15 protein-coding genes are annotated in these 15,294 nt (G+C 42.7%); all 15 read left to right on the top strand.

The features are described 5' to 3' along the window. The first annotated feature begins 12 nt into the window (after positions 1 to 12). Entirely contained in the window at positions 13 to 2,055 is a 2,043-nt protein-coding gene (locus QNI08_RS06535) for a chemotaxis protein CheA (RefSeq protein ID WP_285766613.1), read from the top strand. A gap of 102 nt (positions 2,056 to 2,157) precedes the next feature. Further along, positions 2,158 to 2,613 (top strand): chemotaxis protein CheW, encoded by a 456-nt coding sequence (locus QNI08_RS06540; RefSeq protein ID WP_285766614.1) that lies wholly within the window; start codon positions 2,158 to 2,160, stop codon positions 2,611 to 2,613. A gap of 4 nt (positions 2,614 to 2,617) precedes the next feature. Beyond that, positions 2,618 to 3,256 carry a chemotaxis protein CheC gene (locus QNI08_RS06545; RefSeq protein WP_285766615.1) on the top strand — a complete coding sequence of 213 codons (639 nt, stop codon included), beginning with the start codon at positions 2,618 to 2,620 and terminating at the stop codon, positions 3,254 to 3,256. Then, positions 3,249 to 3,752: a chemotaxis protein CheD gene (locus tag QNI08_RS06550; RefSeq protein ID WP_285766616.1), complete on the top strand. Its 504-nt coding sequence runs from the start codon at positions 3,249 to 3,251 to the stop codon at positions 3,750 to 3,752. The genes QNI08_RS06545 and QNI08_RS06550 overlap by 8 nt, the downstream gene beginning before the upstream one ends. 72 nt (positions 3,753 to 3,824) lie before the next feature. Then, positions 3,825 to 4,580, top strand: coding sequence for a FliA/WhiG family RNA polymerase sigma factor (locus QNI08_RS06555; RefSeq protein ID WP_285766617.1), 756 nt, complete (start codon positions 3,825 to 3,827; stop codon positions 4,578 to 4,580). 141 nt (positions 4,581 to 4,721) lie between these two features. After that, positions 4,722 to 5,357: a hypothetical protein gene (locus tag QNI08_RS06560; RefSeq protein WP_285766618.1), complete on the top strand. Its 636-nt coding sequence runs from the start codon at positions 4,722 to 4,724 to the stop codon at positions 5,355 to 5,357. Between the two features lie 152 nt (positions 5,358 to 5,509). Then, complete coding sequence (rpsB, locus tag QNI08_RS06565) at positions 5,510 to 6,223, top strand: 30S ribosomal protein S2 (RefSeq protein ID WP_034313644.1); 714 nt, start codon at positions 5,510 to 5,512, stop codon at positions 6,221 to 6,223. 301 nt (positions 6,224 to 6,524) lie between these two features. After that, entirely contained in the window at positions 6,525 to 7,409 is an 885-nt protein-coding gene (gene tsf, locus QNI08_RS06570; RefSeq protein ID WP_285766619.1) for a translation elongation factor Ts, read from the top strand. Positions 7,410 to 7,525: 116 nt separating this feature from the next. Then, positions 7,526 to 8,248: a UMP kinase gene (gene pyrH / locus QNI08_RS06575; protein WP_061144645.1), complete on the top strand. Its 723-nt coding sequence runs from the start codon at positions 7,526 to 7,528 to the stop codon at positions 8,246 to 8,248. Positions 8,249 to 8,250: 2 nt separating this feature from the next. Continuing rightward, a complete protein-coding gene (gene frr / locus QNI08_RS06580) occupies positions 8,251 to 8,808 on the top strand; it encodes a ribosome recycling factor (RefSeq protein ID WP_285766620.1) in 558 nt (185 codons plus the stop codon). Between the two features lie 390 nt (positions 8,809 to 9,198). Next, on the top strand, positions 9,199 to 9,972 hold the full coding sequence (locus QNI08_RS06585) for an undecaprenyl pyrophosphate synthase (RefSeq protein WP_285766621.1): 774 nt from the start codon (positions 9,199 to 9,201) through the stop codon (positions 9,970 to 9,972). A gap of 25 nt (positions 9,973 to 9,997) precedes the next feature. After that, a complete protein-coding gene (locus QNI08_RS06590; RefSeq protein ID WP_285766622.1) occupies positions 9,998 to 10,795 on the top strand; it encodes a phosphatidate cytidylyltransferase in 798 nt (265 codons plus the stop codon). A 41-nt stretch (positions 10,796 to 10,836) separates the two neighbouring features. Continuing rightward, a complete protein-coding gene (dxr, locus tag QNI08_RS06595; RefSeq protein ID WP_285766623.1) occupies positions 10,837 to 11,997 on the top strand; it encodes a 1-deoxy-D-xylulose-5-phosphate reductoisomerase in 1,161 nt (386 codons plus the stop codon). Between the two features lie 7 nt (positions 11,998 to 12,004). Then, a complete protein-coding gene (gene rseP, locus QNI08_RS06600) occupies positions 12,005 to 13,273 on the top strand; it encodes an RIP metalloprotease RseP (protein WP_285766624.1) in 1,269 nt (422 codons plus the stop codon). Positions 13,274 to 13,518: 245 nt separating this feature from the next. Then, a complete protein-coding gene (locus QNI08_RS06605; protein WP_285766625.1) occupies positions 13,519 to 15,219 on the top strand; it encodes a proline--tRNA ligase in 1,701 nt (566 codons plus the stop codon). Positions 15,220 to 15,294 lie beyond the last annotated feature (75 nt).

The raw sequence follows: 15,294 nt of genomic DNA on the forward strand, positions 1-15,294 counted from the left end.
GGTGGAGATCATATGGATATGAATCAGTATCTAGAGGTATTTATTGAAGAAAGTAAGGAACATCTTCAAACAGCAAGCGAACAGTTGCTGGTATTGGAGAAGAACCCGGAAGACCTCTCAATTGTCAACGAAATCTTTCGTTCCGCCCATACTTTAAAAGGGATGTCCGCAACGATGGGCTATGAGGATTTAGCCAATTTGACGCATAAGATGGAGAATGTGTTGGATGCGATCCGTAATAGTCAAGTCAATCTTACACCAGAAGTGTTTGATGTGATATTTTTAGCCGTCGATGATTTGGAAGCGATGGTCATGTCCATAGCAGAAGGCGGAGATGGAAAAAGAGACGTTTCCAAGGTTGTCCATCAACTGGACTTGATTGAGAAAGGAGAGTCAGTCACAGCCCCGGTAAAAGAGGAGGCAGCAGCTTCAGTCGATCTTGATAAGGAAGAAGTGACTGAGGGTGAGTACGATGAATTCGAATGGACAGTGCTTCAGCAGTCCAAGGAGCAAGGTTTCGATAGCTATGAAATCACAATCGGATTGCGTGCAGACTGCCTGTTAAAGGCAGCCCGGGTTTTCATGGTTTTTGAAGTGATCGAAAAAGCTGGTGAGGTCATCAAATCCAATCCGCCTGTCGAACTGTTGGAGGAAGAGCAATTCGATCAGCAATTCACCGTCACGATGATCACCAAGGAATCGAGTGAAGAGTTACAGAAGAAAATCATGAAGGTTTCTGAAGTGGATAACGTCATCATCCATAGCCTTGATCTCGAAGGGATGCGACATGCAGAGGTTAAAGAGGATCGTGTTATTGAAGTGGATAACCAGGAACTGGTGGGAGAAAATCCCATGATTCAGAACGATCGTAAAGAAAAGAAAAAACAGCCCTCTGTTAAACCTGCATCAAGTAAGACCATTCGCGTAAATATCGAGCGGCTTGATATATTAATGAACCTATTCGAGGAGCTTGTAATCGATCGAGGCAGACTGGACCAAATTTCCAATGACCTGGATAATCAGGAGCTTCATGAAACCGTTGAAAGAATGTCCCGTATTACAAGCGATTTACAAACAATCGTATTGAATATGCGGATGGTGCCTGTGGAAACGGTATTCAATCGCTTCCCTAAAATGGTCCGCCAATTAGCTAGAGATTTAAACAAGCAAGTTGAATTGGTAATAACAGGAGCGGAAACCGAGCTTGATCGTACCGTCATCGATGAAATAGGCGATCCGCTCGTCCATTTATTGAGAAACGCCATGGATCATGGAATAGAGACACCTGAAGAACGGCTTGCGAAGGGGAAGAATGAAGAAGGGAAAATCCAGCTAAAAGCGTATCACAGCGGGAACCATGTATTCATTGAAATCGATGATGACGGGGCAGGTATCAATAAAGAGCGGGTCTTGAAAAAGGCGCTTTCCAATGGAATTATAACAAGGGAAGCGGCTGCCACCCTAACAGACAAACAAATCTATGAATTGATATTCGCTTCTGGCTTCTCGACAGCCGAAACTATTTCGGATGTTTCTGGACGAGGGGTAGGCCTGGATGTAGTGAAAAATACAATCGAGTCTCTGGGCGGCTCGGTCACGATCGATTCAAAAGAGGGAGAAGGATCGATATTCCTTATTCAGCTTCCGCTAACATTATCGATTATTTCCGTGATGCTGGTAGCCATACAGGATGAAAAATATGCCATACCGCTTTCCTCCATCATAGAGACGGCAATCATAAAAAAAGAAGATATCATGAATGCCCATAATCAGCAGGTTATAGACTTCAGGGGCAAAGTGCTTCCGCTTCTTTTCCTTAAAGATATTTTTGAAGTGCCGATCAGCCAGCCGGATGAAGAGTTCCTTTCTGTGGTCATCGTAAGGAAGGGCGACAAATTAGCTGGATTGGTCGTGGATTCGTTCATTGGGCAGCTTGAGGTGGTCCTGAAATCACTAGGCAATTATTTGACAAGCGCCTTTGCCATATCGGGAGCAACGATTCTTGGTGATGGTCAAGTGGCATTAATCATAGATTGCAACACATTGATTCATTGATTGTGAAATTAGACAAGCATGTGCTGCTGGCTGGGGCGTGCCGCGTACAGGATATCGGCAAGCTTCCATCTGCACACTTGAGTTTTAAGAGGAGGGGAATAAATGTCGCAGGAAATGAAAGTGATCGTTTTCAAAATCCAAGATAAAGAGTATGCAATTCCAGTTGATAAGGTCAGTGGAATCGAAAAGCTTATGCATATTACGAGAGTTCCGAAGGCAGTCCAATTCGTTAAGGGAGTAATCAATTTAAGGGGTGTCATCACGCCAATTATCGATTTACGGGTGCGCTTTGGATTCGAAGAGGTGAAGTACGATGATTCAACAAGGATCATCATCGTCATCCTCGGTGATATGGAAGTTGGCTTGATCGTGGACTCTGCCAATGATGTCTTGGATATTCCAGTGAATAGCATCGAGCCGCAGCCCGAAGTAGTCGGTCATTTGGCTTCTGAATACATAAGCGGGGTGGCAAAAATCGAAAAGCGCCTGCTCGTATTAATTAACATGGAAAAGGCTTTAAGTTTAGAAGTGACTGAAAATATGCTAATAGAAGGATGATGATATGTCATTCATTGAGAAAATCAGCCCTCTTCAACTCGATATTTTGAAGGAAATTGGCAATATAGGAGCAGGGAATGCAGCAACTTCACTTTCGGCCATCCTTAATCGCAAAATCGATATGAATGTTCCGAATGTCCGGATCGTATCCTTCGATGAAATGATCGAGATGGCAGGCGGAGCCGATCATGTAGTTGCATCGGTTTTTCTTAGAATAGAAGGTGATGCTTCCGGGAGTATGTTTTTTGTCCTTTCACTTCCATTGGCTCAATACTTGATTCGGAAGATGGCCGGTGATGAAACCTTTTCAATTGATAGTACACCTCATGCCGAACTCGCGCTTTCCTGCCTGCAGGAATTGGGGAATATATTATCCGGATCTTATCTTTCGTCCTTAGCTGATTTTACACAGTTGAATATTTTTCCGTCCGTACCGTCATTGAGCATAGATATGGTGGGCGCGACAATCAGTTATGGATTATTGGAACTATCACAGGAAAGTGACGCAGCGATAGTCATTGATACAGTCCTTGTAAAAGATCAATTATTAGCCGATTCCATTGACGGTCATTTCTTTTTATTGCCGGACCCGGATTTCTTTGAAATCATTTTTGGCGCTTTAGAGTTGACGGCTTATGACTGAATTATTAAAGGTAGAGGTCGTAAAAGTCGGAATAGCCGATATGAAAATTGTCAAACCCCCTTGCTCGATCCGTACGTCAGGCTTGGGATCCTGCGTCGGCGTGGTTGTTTACGACGAGAAAAAGGCGGTTGCCGGTTTGGTCCACGTTATGCTGCCGGACTCTTCACTCTCCAAGACGGGGCAAATTAACGCAGCCAAATTTGCTGATACAGGCGTAAGGGAATTAGTGAAGCGCCTAGTCAAAGAGGGGGCAAGAATGCCTTTCTTGAAAGCGAAGCTGGCTGGAGGGGCGCAAATGTTTCAGTTTGCCTCCGGAGGGGATTTAATGAGAATAGGGCCGAGGAATGTGGAGGCTGTCCGAAAACAGCTAGCCGACTTGCACATTCAGGTCGTTGCTGAAGATGTAGGCGGTAATAGCGGAAGGACGATCGAATTCCATTTGCACGATTGTTTATTGAATATCCGAACCGTCAATAAAGGTACGAAAAACATATAGCAAGCGACGGGGCTCTTGTAAAAAAATGCTGTCAGGGAGTATAAAACGTATACAATGTAAGGAGGATGTCCAATGTCTCATCTGACCATCGAAGAAGAACAAGTATGTTGGAAAAATTGGATTGATTGCAGAGATCCGCGAGCTGGGGACATTTTGGTCAAGAAATATATCCCTCTTGTTTCCTATCATGTTCAACGCATTTCAGTTAGTCTTCCTAAAAATGTGAGCCGGGATGATATCAGGAGTCTAGGGATGATGGGGTTATTCGATGCTCTGGAACGATTTGATACGAAGCGTGACCTGAAGTTCGATACGTATGCTTCATTTAGAATCCGTGGTGCGATTTTAGATGGATTAAGAAAAGAGGATTGGCTTCCAAGGAGTGCTAGGGATAAAGCCAAGAAAATTGAGGCAGCCATAGAAAAGTTAGAGCAAAAGTATATGAGGAATCTTTCCCCAAACGAAATTGCAGCTGAACTGAATATACCGGAAGAAGATGTGCACGCTGCCATTCAAGGGAATTTCTTTGCAAATGTTCTCTCCATGGAAGACCAGGAACAGGATGATAAGGAAAGTAAGAATTTTCATATTAAGGATGAAAAAGCCGATTTACCAGAGGAACACGTATTACGGGAAGAACTGTATATGGAATTGGCAAAAGTCATCGAAACGCTCAATGAAAAGGAGCAGCTTGTTTTACAGCTTTTTTATAAAGAGGAATTAACTTTAACCGAAATCGGACAAGTGATGAGCTTATCCACTTCGCGAATTTCCCAGATTCATTCTAAGGCGATTTACAAATTAAGAAACGTCATGAAAGAGCAATGAATCCATTCATCTTTTTCGATTGGCAACTGGGATTGGAAGCTCTGCCTTTAGCATGATCCGAAATCACAGAATGTTCGAACTGGAGCAGCGAGGATCAAAATGGTTGCAAAACGAAAGCAGCAGGTTAATTTAGGAGGCAACATGCTAGTATTTTTTATGTTTTTGTTGTTTGTATTGAATATATGCTCCATTTTTGCCATCATCATTTTATATTTGCGTCAAAACCGTTTAGCCAAGCTGGAAATAGATCAAAAAGCCACCATCAGTGAAATGGAGCAGCTATTGTCTGGTTATTTGATGGAAATGAAGGATGATAACGAAGCCTTAATACAGGCGTTAACCGAGACAGCTGGCACGGATAACCGGCATCTGCCGAAGGAATGGCAGGGCCAAGATAAAGATTCCATCGAAGAGAAAGAAGTAAACAAAGATCAGGATATGCCTGATGGGTTTAAAGTGGAAAATAGTGCCGCCTTCAAAAGGCAGGCTCTCGGTGCATACAAAAACAAGCCCGCAGAAAGTGAAGGCAGGCCCTTGCGATTGGAGGTCGAGGACAGAATGGAGCTTTCAACGGATGGCCATCCGCCAATCGTTGAAGGGGAGCAGCCTGGAAAGGATTTTGCCGATCTATTGAAGTCTTCTATGAAGGAGCCATCATTGGATGAACAAGTGGATGCATTGGTGCAGCAGGGGCATTCGTTGGAGGAAATTGCAAAAAAACTGGGTCGAGGTCAGACGGAAATAGAACTATTACTGAAGTTTCGCAAGAATAGATAAAAATGTATTGCTTGTTAACAGTCATTATGATATATTATGAAATGGTGTTAATACACACGCCCCGTGATTCTTGCAGTTGGTGCTGTTTCGACAGTTTCTGCATGAAAATGATCGGTGCGGAGGAAAAACAAAACCATTTAGGAGGAACTAAAATGTCAGTCATTTCAATGAAACAATTGCTTGAAGCTGGTGTGCATTTCGGACACCAAACACGTCGCTGGAACCCAAAAATGAAGAAATATATCTTCACTGAGCGTAACGGCATCTACATCATCGACCTTCAAAAAACAGTTAAAAAGGTTGAAGAAGCTTATAACTTCGTGAAAGAACTAGCTGCTAACGGCGGCACTGTCCTTTTCGTCGGTACAAAAAAACAAGCTCAAGAATCTGTTAAAGAAGAAGCTATCCGTTCAGGTATGTACTATGTAAACCAACGCTGGTTAGGCGGAACTTTAACAAACTTCGAAACAATCCAAAAACGTATTGCTCGTCTTAAAGATATCGAAAAAATGGAAGAAAACGGAACTTTCGAAGTACTTCCTAAAAAAGAAGTTATCCAACTTAAAAAAGAATGGGATCGCTTAGAGAAATTCTTAGGCGGCATTAAAGATATGAAGACTCTTCCAGATGCGATCTTCGTTATCGACCCTCGCAAAGAGCGTATTGCTGTTGCGGAAGCACATAAATTACACATTCCGCTTGTAGGTATCGTTGATACAAACTGTGATCCGGATGAAATCGATGTAGTTATTCCTGCGAATGACGATGCAATCCGTGCTGTTAAATTATTAACAGGTAAAATGGCAGATGCTATCTTAGAAGCTAAACAAGGTGAAGAAACAGCAACTGAAACAACAACTGCTTAATAAGCAAAAAAAGGTTGCTTATTCAGCAAGAAAAAGGTGATAAGAGGATAATGCCTTTTATCCCTTTTTTTTGCACTAAATAAGCATACATAAATCACCACGCCAATGTTGGAAGGGGCAGGCTGATTTTTATGGGAAAAGGACCCTCGGCCATTCGGACTTGTCGATAAGACGGAGTATTCTGGCTGGTTGACCTGGGATTCTGCTAAGTTTCATTAATTTCTTTGATAATAACGGTATGTTCTGGCAAAAATGGGTAAAAATTGAATAAACTGCATTTAATTTGAGGAGGATATATATTATGGCTATCACTGCACAATTAGTTAAAGAATTGCGTGAAAAAACTGGTGCCGGCATGATGGATTGTAAAAAGGCGCTTGTACAAACGGAAGGCGATATGGAAAAAGCGATCGATTTCCTGCGTGAAAAAGGAATTGCAAAAGCTGCCAATAAAGGAGACCGCATTGCTGCTGAAGGATTGACTTCCATCGTTGTTGAAGGAAATGAAGCTGTAATCCTTGAAGTCAACTCTGAAACTGATTTCGTTGCTAAAAACGAAGGCTTCCAAAATCTTGTTAAAGAATTGGCTGCATTCCTTCTTGCTAACAAACCTGAAAGCGTTGAAGTCGCTCTTGAGCAAACAATGGAAAATGGAGCAAAAGTTGCAGATCATATCAATGCAGCAGTTGCTAAAATCGGGGAAAAATTAACGCTTCGCCGTTTCCAAGTTGTTACAAAAACAGATAGCGATGCATTTGGTGCATACCTTCACATGGGCGGGCGCATCAGCGTACTTTCCGTTCTTGAAGGCACAACTGATGAAGAGGCAGCTAAAGGCGTTTCCATGCATATTGCTGCTCTTAACCCAAAATATATCTCTCGTGACCAAGTCGATGCTAGTGAATTAGAACGCGAGCGCGAAGTTCTTACACAGCAAGCACTTAATGAAGGCAAGCCAGAAAAAATCGTTGCAAAAATGGTTGAAGGACGCATCAACAAATTCTACGAAGAAATCTGTGTGAATGAGCAAGCTTTCGTTAAAAACCCAGATCAAAAAGTAGGGGAATTCGTTGAATCAAAAGGCGGAAAACTTCTATCATTCGTTCGTTATGAAGTTGGGGAAGGTCTTGAAAAACGTCAAGAAAACTTCGCTGAAGAAGTAATGAACCAAGTTAAAAAAGACTAACTGTTAAATAAAAATAGGGAACACTCTGGTGTTCCCTATTTTTTGAAACTTTTTGGCATCATTGCCGTTTAAAGCGTGATGAACGATTGAATAAGATTACATAGTTGGAGGGTGTCATGAGTAACGCTAAATATAAACGTGTTGTATTGAAACTCAGTGGCGAAGCATTAGCCGGTGAAGAAGGGTTTGGAATTAATCCTGCTGTAATTAAATCTATTGCTGAACAAGTCAAGGAAGTGGCAGAGCTTGACGTGGAAGTGGCGGTAGTTGTAGGCGGCGGAAACATATGGCGAGGAAAGATCGGCAGCGAAATGGGCATGGATCGTGCCAATGCGGATTATATGGGAATGCTGGCAACTGTCATGAACTCTTTGGCTCTACAAGACAGCCTTGATCAACTAGGGATTGAAACACGCGTACAGACTTCAATCGAGATGAGGCAGGTTGCTGAGCCTTACATCAGACGCCGTGCAATCAGGCATCTGGAGAAGAAGAGAGTCGTAATCTTTGCTGCTGGCACAGGCAATCCTTATTTTTCCACAGATACCACTGCCGCTCTGCGTGCTGCTGAAATTGAAGCTGATGTCATCCTGATGGCTAAGAACAATGTGGATGGCGTATACAATGCCGATCCTGTTAAGGATAAAAATGCAGTGAAATATGACCAACTTTCCTATCTAGATGTGATTAAAGAAGGTTTGGAAGTAATGGATTCAACTGCTTCATCGCTTTGTATGGACAATGATATTCCATTGATCGTCTTCTCGATCATGGAAAAAGGCAATATAAAACGTGCCGTTTTAGGCGAAACGCTTGGAACAATAGTTAGGGGGAAATAAGAATGCCGAAGCAAGTTATTTCAAATGCGAAAACGAAAATGGAAAAAGCCATTGGAGCGTACACACGTGAATTAGCCAGCATCCGTGCCGGCAGGGCAAATGCCTCATTACTTGATAGAATCTCCATTGATTATTATGGTTCTCAAACACCAGTTAACCAAGTGGCAGGCATCTCTGTACCGGAAGCTCGACTATTGGTGATTCAACCTTATGATAAAACGGTTTTAGGGGAGATTGAAAAAGCGATTTTAAAATCAGACCTAGGCTTAAACCCTTCAAATGATGGATCAATCATCAGGATAGCGATTCCAGCTTTAACGGAGGAAAGAAGAAAAGAGCTTGTTAAAGTTGTCAAGAAAGAAGCTGAAGAAGCGAAAATTGCGATCCGCAACGTTCGTCGCGATGCTAACGATGATTTGAAGAAGCTTGAAAAAAATGGTGAGATCACGGAAGATGATTTACGGGGCTATGCTGATGACATTCAAAAGATGACGGATGGCAATATCGCGAAAATCGATGAAATTACCAAAGATAAAGAAAAAGAAATCTTGGAAGTATAATTTCACTACTGGAATTGTTTAAATGAGGGCCTAATCCTTACTGATCATGTCTTGGTTCTAACATAAAGGTGTGCTTAAAAGAGAAAACTGTTATAATAAGGTTTCTCCGATAATGTGTTCCCTTTAAGTTAGGATGTTTCATGATGGTGTGGAGGTGGCCCTTTTTTGCTTTTTTTTGCTGTAATGTAAACTTGTAATGGAAAAAAACTTGTTATGATTCACCTTTGCCGACTTCTACTGAAGAAATAATTTTCATAATAATAATATGAGAACCAGTTTTTTTTTGATATTATAATATAGATTCTTTTTTGTAAAAATGCTTGATATACATAGCGCACGAGAATATTGCCTTTGTAGAGAGATAAGTACAACCTGATGGGGGACTAACATATGTATTCACTATGGAAGCGTTTCGTTAAAAAAGATGCTTCTTCCGATGTAACAATTAGGATTCAGCATATTCAGAAGTTTGATGTTCCTCAGCACATCGCTATCATTATGGATGGAAATGGCCGTTGGGCGAAAAAGCGGGCATTGCCTCGAGTGGCGGGACATCATGAAGGAATGAAAACTGTTCGTAAAATTACGAAGGTTGCCAATAAATTAGGGGTCAAGACTTTGACTGTCTATGCATTTTCAACGGAAAACTGGAAACGTCCGAAAAGTGAAGTCGACTTTTTGATGAAACTTCCCCAGGAATTTCTTGGGACCTTTTTGCCTGAGCTCATTTCCGAAAATGTAAGGGTGGAAACCATTGGTGATTTGTCACTCCTTCCATCCCACACTCAAAATGCCGTTACTAGGGCAATGGAAGATACGAAGGATAATGATGGAATGATCCTGAATTTCGCTTTGAACTATGGAAGCAGGGGAGAGATTGTCTCCGCAGTGAATAGCATTATCCAAGATGCTAAGAATGGTATAATAAAGGAAGATATATCCGAGCAAATGCTTTCCGGCTATTTAATGACGAAGCATTTATCAGATCCTGATTTACTTATTCGCACAAGCGGTGAAATCCGATTAAGTAATTTCATGCTATGGCAGGCTGCTTACACTGAGTTATGGTTTACAGAGGTGCTATGGCCCGATTTCAGTGAGGAACATTTATTGCAGGCGGTCGAGGAGTATCAAAAGCGTTCACGGAGATTCGGTGGCGTTTAAAGCAGAAGGCGAGGAAAATGGAATAATGAAACAACGAATTATTACGGCGGTCGTAGTTGCCGCCATCTTCATTCCACTGGTTATTTTAGGGGAAATCCCTTTTTTATTGACGGTTTATCTTTTGGCTTCCATCGGTTTGTATGAATTGATGAAAATGAAACATATGCGTGCGGTTTCTTTTGAAGCGATTCTTTCACACATTTTATTATGGGTGCTTTTATTGCCTGAACAATACACAGCTTTTTTGGCTGAGATTCATTATGATAAGGTGCAAATCTTCTTGATAGGGGTTTTGCTGCTGTTATTGTATACTGTCGTTTCAAAAAACCGATTTAACTTCGATGATGCAGGATTTTTAGTGATTTCCATCCTGTACCTCGGAGTGGGCTTCTACTATCTATTCGAAACCCGTGATTCTGCTGGAATGGGTCTGATCTATATCTTGCTTACCTTATTTACGATCTGGGCAACGGATTCCGGAGCCTACTTCATTGGCAAGGCTATAGGCAAAAGAAAGCTATGGCCGGAAATAAGCCCAAATAAGACGGTGGAAGGCTTTGTCGGCGGAGTTTTTTCAGCGATGATAGTGGGGGGGCTCTTTTATGCCTTTTCCAGCTTGGAATACACGTTATTCCAGCTATTATTGATATCCTTGATTATCGGGGTTTTTGGCCAATTGGGGGACCTTGTCCAATCGGCGTATAAACGCCATTATGGTGTTAAGGACTCTGGGAAGCTTCTTCCAGGGCATGGCGGAATATTGGACAGGCTAGATAGTTTGATATTCATTTTACCGATTTTGCATTTATTGCATGTTTTATAATATAAATATTGGCAAGCGTAAGGAATTAGGAGATGAATAATTTGAAAAATATCAGCCTATTGGGCGCAACAGGGTCGATTGGTCAGCAAACGGCGGATGTGGTGAGGTCCCATCCTGAGCAATTCAAAATTGTAGCGCTTTCCGCTGGAAAGAATATAGAATTGGTGAGGGCTTATATAGAAGAGTTTGAACCGAAACTGGTTTCAGTCCAGACGGCAGAGGATTATCGACTATTGAAAAATGAATTCTTCAGCCGTAAAGATATTGAGTTCATGTATGGCGAAGAGGGGTTGACTGCAGTTGCCGTTTACGATCAAGCGACGATTTTGGTCAATGCCGTCATAGGAAGCGTGGGTCTTTACCCTACACTCCAAGCGATCAAGGCTAAAAAGGATATTGCCATCGCCAACAAGGAGACTTTGGTGACGGCAGGACATCTGGTCATGAGTGAAGCGAAAAAAGCTGGTGTAAGATTGCTTCCTGTGGATAGTGAGCATTCCGCAATATTTCAGGCCCTACAAGGAGAAAATGCTGAAAATATCGAACGTCTGGTCATTACTGCTTCAGGTGGCAGCTTTCGCGATAGAAGCAGGGAAGAATTGAAAGGAGTAACGGTGGAACAGGCATTGAACCATCCGAATTGGTCGATGGGTGCAAAAATCACGATTGATTCAGCCTCCATGATGAATAAGGGGTTGGAAGTGATTGAGGCACACTGGCTATTCGATCTTCCTTACGATAAAATTGATGTATTGCTACATAAGGAGAGCATCATCCATTCCATGGTTGAGTTTCATGACTCCAGCGTGATCGCGCAATTGGGGACACCGGATATGCGGGTTCCGATTCAATATGCCCTTACTTATCCAGACAGGGTGCCACTTAAAGGACGAAAGCGCCTGAACTTGGCCGAAGCGGGGAAGCTTCATTTTAGTGAGATGGATTTCACTAGATATCCTTGTTTGCAATTCGCCTATAAAGCGGGTAAAATGGGCGGAACGATGACAACCGTGCTGAATGCAGCCAATGAAGCGGCAGTTGCTGCATTTTTATCTGGAAAGATATCATTTCTTGAGATTGAGACGCTGATAGAAAAGGCACTGAATCAGCATTCCGTCATCCCCCTTCCTGATTTAGAAACCATTTCTGAAGTGGATATCATGACTAGGCAGTATATAGACTCTATAGTGAAAGATAGGTGATTGGAACATGCAGACTTTAGAAACGATTATAGCGTTCATCATCATTTTTGGCGCTCTTGTATTTTTCCATGAGCTTGGACATTTAGTGTTTGCAAAGCGTGCAGGAATTTTATGCCGTGAGTTCGCAATCGGTTTTGGACCAAAAGTATTCACGTACAAAAAGCAAGAAACCGTTTATACGATCCGATTGCTTCCTTTGGGCGGATATGTGCGCATGGCTGGGGAGGACGCAGAAAATATAGAACTGAAGCCCGGCTATCGTGTCGGATTAATGTTCGATCAGGAAGAGAATGTTACCAAAATCATCATGAACAACAAAGATAAATACCCTGATATTCGCCTTGTTGAAGTGGAATTGATCGACCTGGATCATAAACTGATCCTTACTGGTTATGAAGAGGGCGAGGAAGATACATTAAAGACGTTTGCCATCCATAAGGAAGCGGTAATCGTCGAAAACGGAGTGGAAAATCAGATTGCTCCATACGAGCGGCAGTTTGCCTCGAAATCGCTCGGCCATCGCTTCTTGACGATTTTGGCTGGTCCGGCGATGAACTTTGTTTTGGCTTTTGTCATTTTTGTTTTGATCGGCTTATTTCAGGGAGTCGTCGTTGATGAAGCGAAGCTTGGCGAACTGACCCCGGAAGGATCGGCTGTGAACGCCGGGCTTAAGTCGGGAGATATCATTCAATCCATTGAAGGGTCGGAAGTCTCCTCTTGGGAAGATGTTCAGGAAAGCATCCAAAAAAATCCTGGGCAGGAGATCGAGTTCGTCGTGGACAGGGATGGAAAAACATTCGAAGTGCCTGTCGTTCCCCAAGAAGTGGAGCGTGATGGTAAGAAAATAGGGATTATCGGTGTATATCCTCCCGTTGAAAAAGCTCCGATCAAAGCGATCCAATACGGCTTTACGGAAACATATTTCTGGACAAAGCAAATCTTCATCATCCTTGGCGACCTCATAACGGGTGGGTTTACGATAGACAGCCTTTCTGGTCCTGTAGGGATCTACAAATCGACGGAGGAAGTCGCGAAGCAGGGCATATTCACGTTGATGAAATGGGCGGGATTGCTCAGCATTAACCTCGGAATCATGAATTTGCTCCCGCTCCCTGCATTGGATGGAGGCAGACTGTTATTCTTTGTCGTAGAGTTCTTAAGAGGAAAACCGATCGATCGGCAAAAAGAAGGAATGGTTCACTTTATTGGCTTCGCGCTGCTGATGCTGTTGATGATCGTCGTTACATGGAATGACATTCAACGTTTCTTCTTGTAAGCCATGAATGCATAAAGTTAAACAGCCAGCAGATTTCTCTGTTGGCTGTTTCTGATATCATAGTTTTTTAGTCATTTTAGGGAAATAGTTTGTTTTCTAGCGAAATCGTCAGTATAATCGAGAATGAGTATAATAAATAAGCTTAGAAGAAAAGTACATTTTTTTATGATTTTACCCGATGATGCCATGGTAGCAGTTGCCATGGCCATCGATTAATTTTAAGGAATTATTGAAGAGGTGCAGATATGAAACAAAGTATGACGTTGATCCCTACATTGAGAGAAGTGCCGGCAGATGCTGAAATCAAGAGCCATCAGCTATTATTGCGTGCAGGATTCATGCGACAGAATTCCAGCGGGGTCTATAGTTTCATGCCGCTTGGAAAAAAAGTGCTTCAAAAGGTTGAAGCTATCGTTCGGGAAGAGATGGAGAATGCAGGCGCTGTCGAACTATTGATGCCTGCTTTGCAACAAGCCGAATTCTGGCAGGAATCAGGTCGCTGGTATACGTATGGACCTGAATTGATGCGCCTAAAGGACCGCAACAACCGTGAATTTGCGCTTGGCGCGACACATGAAGAAGTGATAACGAGCCTTGTCCGTGATGAAGTCAAATCCTACAAACGCCTGCCGTTAACGGTTTACCAAATCCAAACGAAATTCCGTGACGAAAAAAGACCACGTTTCGGTTTGCTGCGCGGACGTGAATTCATCATGAAGGATGCATATTCTTTCCATGCAAATCAACAAAGCCTGGATGCTGTTTATACAAGAATATATGCAGCATATTCAAATATCTTTAGCCGCTGCGGTCTTGATTTCCGTGCCGTCATAGCCGATTCCGGGGCAATGGGCGGTAAGGATACCCATGAATTCATGGTCCTATCGGAAATCGGCGAGGATACCATCGCGTATTCCGATACTTCCGATTATGCAGCTAACATTGAAATGGCACCGGTAAGCGTCAAATATGAAAAAAGCAAAGAAGAACAAAAAGAACTTGAAAAAATTAATACTCCAGGTCAAAAAACGATTGAAGAAGTTGCGGCATTCTTGAATGCCGATAAGGATAAACTGATCAAGTCATTATTGTTCAATGTGGATGAAAAGCATGTATTGGTACTTGTGCGTGGCGACCATGAAGTCAATGATATCAAATTGAAGAATTTCTTCAACGCTTCAGTTGTTGAATTGGCAGACCCTAACGAGACGAAAGAAGTCTTGGGCTGCGCAGTTGGATCCCTGGGACCGATCGGTGTCGCTTCCGAAGTGGAAGTGATTGCGGATGTTGCCATCGAAGCAATCGTGAATGGCATTTGCGGAGCGAATGATGAGGATCGTCATTATGTGAATGTAAATCCAGACCGTGATTTTAACGTGGCCAATTACATTGATCTTCGCTTCATCCAAGAGGGTGACCCATCACCTGATGGAGAAGGGACAATTAAATTCGCCAAAGGGATTGAAGTAGGTCATGTTTTCAAACTCGGAACTAAATATTCCGAAGCGATGAATGCGACATTCCTGGATGAGAACGGACGGTCACAGCCCATGATCATGGGCTGTTACGGAATCGGTGTCTCGCGCACACTTGCAGCCGTAGCAGAGCAATTCAACGATGATAAAGGATTGGTATGGCCAACGAATTTAGCGCCATATCACGTCCATTTGATTCCAATCAATGTGAAGGATGAGGCACAGTCCGCCCTTGCAGAGGAGTTGTATTCAGAACTTAAGGCAAAAGGCATGGATGTTCTGCTGGATGATCGCCAAGAGCGTGCCGGGGTGAAATTTGCTGACTCTGACTTGATCGGTCTTCCGGTGAGGGTGACGGTCGGCAAAAGGGCGTCCGAAGGAATCGTCGAAGTGAAAATCCGTAAAACGGGTGAAGTTCTTGAACTGGAAAAAAACGAACTGACGCAAAAGCTTCAGGAAATACTGGGATGAATTTAAAAAGGAAGCTGGGCATCATTCAAATAGGATGATGCCTTTCCTTTTTGTGCATAAAGATAGTAGTGAATG

Source organism: Peribacillus folii, assembly GCF_030271255.1.
Taxonomy (GTDB): domain Bacteria; phylum Bacillota; class Bacilli; order Bacillales; family DSM-1321; genus Peribacillus.

Excerpts from the sequence above, each read along its gene's own strand:
- tsf (WP_285766619.1), top strand. The coding sequence starts at position 6,525 with ATGGCTATCACTGCACAATTAGTTAAAGAATTGCGTGAAAAAACTGGT.
- frr (WP_285766620.1), top strand. The coding sequence starts at position 8,251 with ATGCCGAAGCAAGTTATTTCAAATGCGAAAACGAAAATGGAAAAAGCC.
- QNI08_RS06590 (WP_285766622.1), top strand. The coding sequence starts at position 9,998 with ATGAAACAACGAATTATTACGGCGGTCGTAGTTGCCGCCATCTTCATT.
- rpsB (WP_034313644.1), top strand. The coding sequence starts at position 5,510 with ATGTCAGTCATTTCAATGAAACAATTGCTTGAAGCTGGTGTGCATTTC.
- QNI08_RS06540 (WP_285766614.1), top strand. The coding sequence starts at position 2,158 with ATGTCGCAGGAAATGAAAGTGATCGTTTTCAAAATCCAAGATAAAGAG.
- QNI08_RS06550 (WP_285766616.1), top strand. The coding sequence starts at position 3,249 with ATGACTGAATTATTAAAGGTAGAGGTCGTAAAAGTCGGAATAGCCGAT.
- QNI08_RS06555 (WP_285766617.1), top strand. The coding sequence starts at position 3,825 with ATGTCTCATCTGACCATCGAAGAAGAACAAGTATGTTGGAAAAATTGG.
- QNI08_RS06585 (WP_285766621.1), top strand. The coding sequence starts at position 9,199 with ATGTATTCACTATGGAAGCGTTTCGTTAAAAAAGATGCTTCTTCCGAT.
- pyrH (WP_061144645.1), top strand. The coding sequence starts at position 7,526 with ATGAGTAACGCTAAATATAAACGTGTTGTATTGAAACTCAGTGGCGAA.
- rseP (WP_285766624.1), top strand. The coding sequence starts at position 12,005 with ATGCAGACTTTAGAAACGATTATAGCGTTCATCATCATTTTTGGCGCT.
- QNI08_RS06545 (WP_285766615.1), top strand. The coding sequence starts at position 2,618 with ATGTCATTCATTGAGAAAATCAGCCCTCTTCAACTCGATATTTTGAAG.
- QNI08_RS06535 (WP_285766613.1), top strand. The coding sequence starts at position 13 with ATGGATATGAATCAGTATCTAGAGGTATTTATTGAAGAAAGTAAGGAA.
- QNI08_RS06560 (WP_285766618.1), top strand. The coding sequence starts at position 4,722 with ATGCTAGTATTTTTTATGTTTTTGTTGTTTGTATTGAATATATGCTCC.
- QNI08_RS06605 (WP_285766625.1), top strand. The coding sequence starts at position 13,519 with ATGAAACAAAGTATGACGTTGATCCCTACATTGAGAGAAGTGCCGGCA.